This is a genomic window from uncultured Aquincola sp. (assembly GCF_964001545.1).
In the GTDB taxonomy this organism is placed as follows: domain Bacteria; phylum Pseudomonadota; class Gammaproteobacteria; order Burkholderiales; family Burkholderiaceae_C; genus Aquincola.
Map to the genome: position 1 here is coordinate 1 of NZ_CAXFDV010000587.1, position 4777 is coordinate 4777.

The window sequence follows — 4777 nt, forward strand, 5'->3', positions numbered from 1 at the left end:
ATGCGCTGGGATTTGCGATGTACACCGACCTGAAGCGCGTGTGCGAGACGCCCACCGACGAAGACCGCGAATGGTTCCCCGAGATCGCGGGCAGCGACTGGCTGCCCACGCTGGACCATGCGATGCGCAACTTCAAGGACGAGAGCTTCATCGGCCAGTACCTCAGCCCCAAGTTGATGCGGGAGCTGCGCCTGTTCGCCATCGTCGACGACGAGAAGGACAGCGAGCTGGAGGTTTCGGCCATCCACGACGACAACGGCTACCGCCGTGTGCGTGAAGCCTTGTCGCACCAGTACGACCTGGGCTCGCGCGAGCCCAACATCCAGGTGTGGAACGTGAACCTGCGCGGCGACCGTTCACTGACGCTGCGCCACACCCAGCACAACGACCGGCCGCTGCACGATGGCGCGCAGGAAGTGCTCAAGCACGTGGCGCGGCTGTGGGGCTTTGGCGTGCACCTGGAAAGCACCAACGCCAAGGGCGACGTGACCAAGCGCTGGATGGTGCCGGCGCCGACCTGAAGGCTCTCAAACGCCGCTGGCCAGCGCGACGCAGCGCTGGGCCAGCGCTTGCGCGGCGTCGGGCTGCGCGACGGCTTGCTGGGCAAAGCGTGCGGCCGCCTGGCGCATCGGGCCGCCGGCCACCGCTGCGTGCAGCAGCGCCGGCAGCTGCGCGGGCACCTCGCCTTCCAGCAGCAGCGCACCGGCACCTGCGGCCTGCACCCGCCGTGCGGTCAGCAGCTGTTCGGCCTGCATCGGCAGCATCACCACCGGCCGGCCTTGCAGCAGCGCCGCATGCACGGTGCCGGCACCGGCATGGCACAGCACCGCATCGGCTTGCGCGGCCAGGCGGGCCATGTTCAGCGGCATGCCCACCAACTGCAGGTGGGGCGAGGCATGGCGCTGCTTCAGGCTGACGGCCAGGCCGGGCACGCAGGCCACGGTGGACCAGGGGCCGGCCTGCAGCACCGACAAGGCCGCCTCGGTGGCCGCCGGCTCGGGCCGCAGGTAGGCCAGCACACGGCCGAAGCCGCCGGCCGGCCAGCCGGGCAGGGCGCCTTGGTCGCGGCCCGGCAGGGGGCCGAGGTAGTGGGTGGTGGGCTCGCCTTCCCGGGCCGCCGCATACGCATCCAGCGCCGGCCAGGTGAGCAGGCAGCGCGCATCGGCGGCCAGCAGCTCATGCAGCGCGGCCAGCGGCGGCTCGCCCCAACTGCTGAGCAGCTGGTTGCAGGTGGCCAGCGCGCGTTCTTCCGCCGCCCGCACGCGGTGTGGCGCGATGGGCGTCCATTCGCGGAAGGGCGGCATCGGCTGCCGCTGCGGCGGCACGAAAAAGCCGGTGCCGGCCAGCAGGCGCCGCATTGGCAGGCCGCGGGCCGCCAGCAGCGCGGTGGGGGCGTGGTCGGCCACCAGCAGGTCGGGCTGCAACGCCTGCAGCAGCGTGCGCCAGGCCTGGGCCAGGCCTTGCAGCCGCGTGGCATCCAGGTAGCCGGCATGCAGCAGCAGCTCGGCGTAAGTGGCCGGTGGCGGCTGGCCGGCCAGCGGCAGCTGCCACACCGGCGCCTGCCAGGCCCGCAGCCGCGGGTGCGCGGCCAGCGGGCCGAACGCCGGGCCCAGCACCTACAGGTCGCGCAGCACCAGCTGCACCTCATGGCCCGCCGCCAGCAGCGGCTGCGCCAACTGCGCCAGCGGTGTGGCGTGGCCCAGGCCGCCACCCAGCTCCCAAGCCAGGAGGAAGCGGGCCATGGCGTGGCCCTACAGCGTGAAGATCTTGCCCGGGTTCATGATGTTGCGCGGGTCGAGGGCGCGCTTGAGCGTGCGCATCATCTCCACCGCGCCTTCACCGGCTTCGGTCACCAGAAAGCCCATCTTGTGCAGGCCCACGCCGTGCTCGCCGCTGCAGGTGCCGCCCAGCTGGATGGCGCGTTCCACCATCTGCAGGTTCAGGCGCTCGGCGGTTTCACGCTCCTGCGGCAGGTGGGGGTCGATCAGGTAGGCCAGGTGGAAGTTGCCGTCGCCCACATGGCCGACGATGAAGTAGGGCAGGCCGGCGCCTTCGGCTTCTGCCACCGAGGCATTGATGCTCTCGGCCAGGCGCGAGATGGGCACACAGGTGTCCGAGGTCACGGCGCGGCAGCCCGGGCGCATCTGCAACGCGGCCAGGTAGGCGTGATGGCGCGCGGTCCACAGCCGGGTGCGTTCTTCGGGCGTGCGCGCCCATTCGAAGTCTTCACCACCGAATTCGCGGGCGATGTCCTGCACCGTGGCGGCCTGCTCGGCCACGCCGGCTTCGCTGCCGTGGAACTCCATCAGCAGCATCGGCGCTTCGCGCAGCGTGAGCTTGTCGTGCCGGTTCACCGCGCGCACGGCGTTGGGGTCCAGCAGCTCGCAGCGGGCGATGGGCACGCCCATCTGGATGATGGCGATGGTGGTCTGCACCGCCGCGTCGATGCTGGGGAAAAAGCAGATGGCGGCGCTGACCGCTTCAGGCAGCGGATACAGGCGCAGCGTCACCTCGGTCATCACGCCCAGCGTGCCTTCGCTGCCGACGAAAAGGCGCGTCAGGTCGTAGCCGGCGCTGCTCTTGCGGGCACGGGTGCCGGTGTGGATGACCTCGCCGCTGGCGGTGACCACGGTCAGGCCCAGCACGTTCTCGCGCATGGTGCCGTAGCGCACGGCGTTCGTGCCGCTGGCGCGGGTGGCGCACATGCCGCCCAGCGTGGCGTCGGCACCGGGGTCGATCGGGAAGAAGAGCCCGGTGTCCTTGATCTCGCGGTTCAGCTGCGTGCGGGTGACGCCGGCCTGCACCGTCACCGTCAGGTCTTCGGGGTTCACGCGCAGCAGCTGGTTCATGCGCGACAGGTCGATGCTGACACCGCCCTGCACCGCCAGCAGATGCCCTTCCAGCGAAGAGCCCACGCCGTACGGAATCACCGGCACCGCATGCTGGTGGGCCAGCTGCACCACCGCGGCCACCTCTTCGGTGCTTTCGCAGTACACCACCACCTCGGGCGGCGGCACGTCGATCGGCGACTCGTCGCGGCCGTGCTGCTCGCACACCGCGCGGGCGGTGGAACAGCGATCGCCGAAGCGGGCCTTGAGCGCGGCCACCATCTCGGGCGGCACGGGGCGACGCGAATCCACGTCGAAGAGGATGGGGGACAGCGGGGCGTTCATGGCCACAGCTTAGTGCAGCGGCGCGCCACGCTGCCAGGGAGGTTTCATCGGGGCTGGCGCAGCAGCTCGGCCACCAGCCGCACCGGCAGCGCGTAGCTGATGCCCGAAGGGTCGGTCAGCGCCGTTTCCTTGCTGCCCTTGACGAAGACCGAATTGACGACGCCCACCACCTGGCCGCTGTCGGCATCGAGCACCGGTCCGCCGCTGTTGCCGGGGTAGGCGGTGGCGTCGAGCTGGTAGATGTCGAAGCTGCCCTGGCGCAGGCGTGAGATGGCGGCCTCGTTCAGCTGCCGGGCGCTGGCCACCGGTGCCGCGATGGGGGTGATGGACGAGATCATCCCGCGGTGGCTCACCGGGCTGAAGCCCAGCGCCCCGCCCAGCGGAAAGCCCATCAGCACGATGGACTGGCCTTCGGCGATGGCGGCGGTGGGTGCCAGCGTCAGCGGCGGCAGCGGCGCGCCTTCCAGCTTGAGCAACGCCAGGTCGTGGCCCCGCACCACCTGCAGCACGCTGGCGCGGCGCATCTCGGGCGCCTCGCCCGCGCCCTTGCGCACCAGCACCGCCACGTGGGCGCCTACCGCCTCGGCCGGGATCTCGGGCAGCACATGCGCATTGGTGACCACCAGCGTGCCGTCGTCCACCGCGAAGCCGGTGCCCCGGAAGGTGAAGCGTGGGTTGTCGGTGGGCACGTACCGCCCCACCGCCACCACCGACGGCTTGCTGCGCGCGATCACCTCGACCGGGCCCGCCCGGGCCGTTCCGACCACCAGTGCCGCAGTGCTGGCGGCCAGGGTGGCCAGGCAACTTCTTCGGTCCATCGTCCAAGTCCTTCCAGACGCCTGTGCGCCCATGCGGGCGAATCTACCCGCTCACCTGGCCTAGCATCGGCCTCTATGGCAAACCGACTCACTCAAATCGCCACCCGCACGGGCGACGACGGCACCACCGGCCTGGGCGACGGCACGCGCGTGCCCAAGGACCACCTGCGCATCCATGCGCTGGGCGACGTGGACGAACTCAACTCGCAGCTGGGCGTGCTGCTGGCCGAGCCGCTGCCCGACGACGTGCGCGAGCTGCTGGTGGTCATCCAGCATGAGCTGTTCAACCTGGGCGGCGAGCTGTCCATCCCCGGCTACACGCTGCTCAAGGACGAGGCCGTGCTGCGTCTGGACGAGGCGCTGGCCCACTACAACGCCACGCTGCCGCGGCTCAAGGAGTTCATCCTGCCCGCCGGCACCCGCAGCGCCGCGCTGGCCCACGTGGCCCGCACCGTGGCCCGCCGCGCCGAACGCATGGTGGTGGCCCTGGCCGCCGCCGACGCCGCTGCCGTGCGGCCCGCGGCCCGCCAGTACCTCAACCGCCTGTCGGACCTGATGTTCGTGCTGGCCCGTGTGCTCAACCGCGCCAACCTCGACGGCCTGGGCGGCGACGACGTGTACTGGAAGAGCGAGCGGCTGGCCCGGGAGGGGTGAGCTTCAAGCCACTACCGCCCCCCGCGCCTTCGCCAGCACGAAGTCGATGAAGGTCGCCATCGCCCGCGTGTGGTGGCGGTTGGGCATGTACAGCAGGTGCATGTGGGTGCCGAAGATCGACAGCCGCCATTC

At 71.0% G+C, this 4777-nt stretch carries 6 protein-coding genes and 1 pseudogene; 2 read left to right on the forward strand and 5 right to left on the reverse strand.

Annotated elements, in window-relative coordinates:
• On the forward strand, window positions 1-521 hold a 521-nt coding region (locus ABNT58_RS20290), incomplete at its 5' end, for a SpoVR family protein (RefSeq protein ID WP_348755229.1).
• 6 nt (window positions 522-527) lie between these two features.
• On the opposite strand, the gene ABNT58_RS20295 is transcribed toward ABNT58_RS20290, so the two are convergent.
• The 4 genes from ABNT58_RS20295 to ABNT58_RS20310 are packed head-to-tail and all read right to left on the reverse strand — an operon-like array spanning window position 528 to window position 3991.
• Window positions 528-1616, reverse strand: a complete 1089-nt coding sequence (locus ABNT58_RS20295) for a nucleotide disphospho-sugar-binding domain-containing protein (RefSeq protein WP_348755230.1) — start codon at window positions 1614-1616, stop codon at window positions 528-530.
• The gene (locus ABNT58_RS20300) at window positions 1617-1742 is read right to left on the reverse strand and encodes a hypothetical protein (protein ID WP_348755231.1); all 126 of its coding nucleotides are present in this window, start codon (window positions 1740-1742) and stop codon (window positions 1617-1619) included.
• 9 nt (window positions 1743-1751) lie between these two features.
• A complete protein-coding gene (locus ABNT58_RS20305) occupies window positions 1752-3173 on the reverse strand; it encodes an FAD-linked oxidase C-terminal domain-containing protein (RefSeq protein ID WP_348755232.1) in 1422 nt (473 codons plus the stop codon).
• Window positions 3174-3217: 44 nt separating this feature from the next.
• The gene (locus tag ABNT58_RS20310; protein WP_348755233.1) at window positions 3218-3991 is read right to left on the reverse strand and encodes a serine protease; all 774 of its coding nucleotides are present in this window, start codon (window positions 3989-3991) and stop codon (window positions 3218-3220) included.
• Between the two features lie 75 nt (window positions 3992-4066).
• Here ABNT58_RS20310 and ABNT58_RS20315 point away from each other — a divergent pair, with 75 nt between their 5' ends.
• Window positions 4067-4645 carry a cob(I)yrinic acid a,c-diamide adenosyltransferase gene (locus tag ABNT58_RS20315; RefSeq protein WP_348755234.1) on the forward strand — a complete coding sequence of 193 codons (579 nt, stop codon included), beginning with the start codon at window positions 4067-4069 and terminating at the stop codon, window positions 4643-4645.
• Window positions 4646-4648: 3 nt separating this feature from the next.
• Here ABNT58_RS20315 and ABNT58_RS20320 read toward each other — a convergent pair.
• Window positions 4649-4777 (reverse strand): annotated as a pseudogene (locus tag ABNT58_RS20320) (LysR family transcriptional regulator); the annotation flags it as partial.

Bases quoted from the DNA above. Each gene is read 5' to 3' on its own strand.
- ABNT58_RS20300 (WP_348755231.1), bottom strand. From the start codon at position 1,742: ATGGCCCGCTTCCTCCTGGCTTGGGAGCTGGGTGGCGGCCTGGGCCAC.
- ABNT58_RS20305 (WP_348755232.1), bottom strand. From the start codon at position 3,173: ATGAACGCCCCGCTGTCCCCCATCCTCTTCGACGTGGATTCGCGTCGC.
- ABNT58_RS20310 (WP_348755233.1), bottom strand. From the start codon at position 3,991: ATGGACCGAAGAAGTTGCCTGGCCACCCTGGCCGCCAGCACTGCGGCA.
- ABNT58_RS20315 (WP_348755234.1), top strand. From the start codon at position 4,067: ATGGCAAACCGACTCACTCAAATCGCCACCCGCACGGGCGACGACGGC.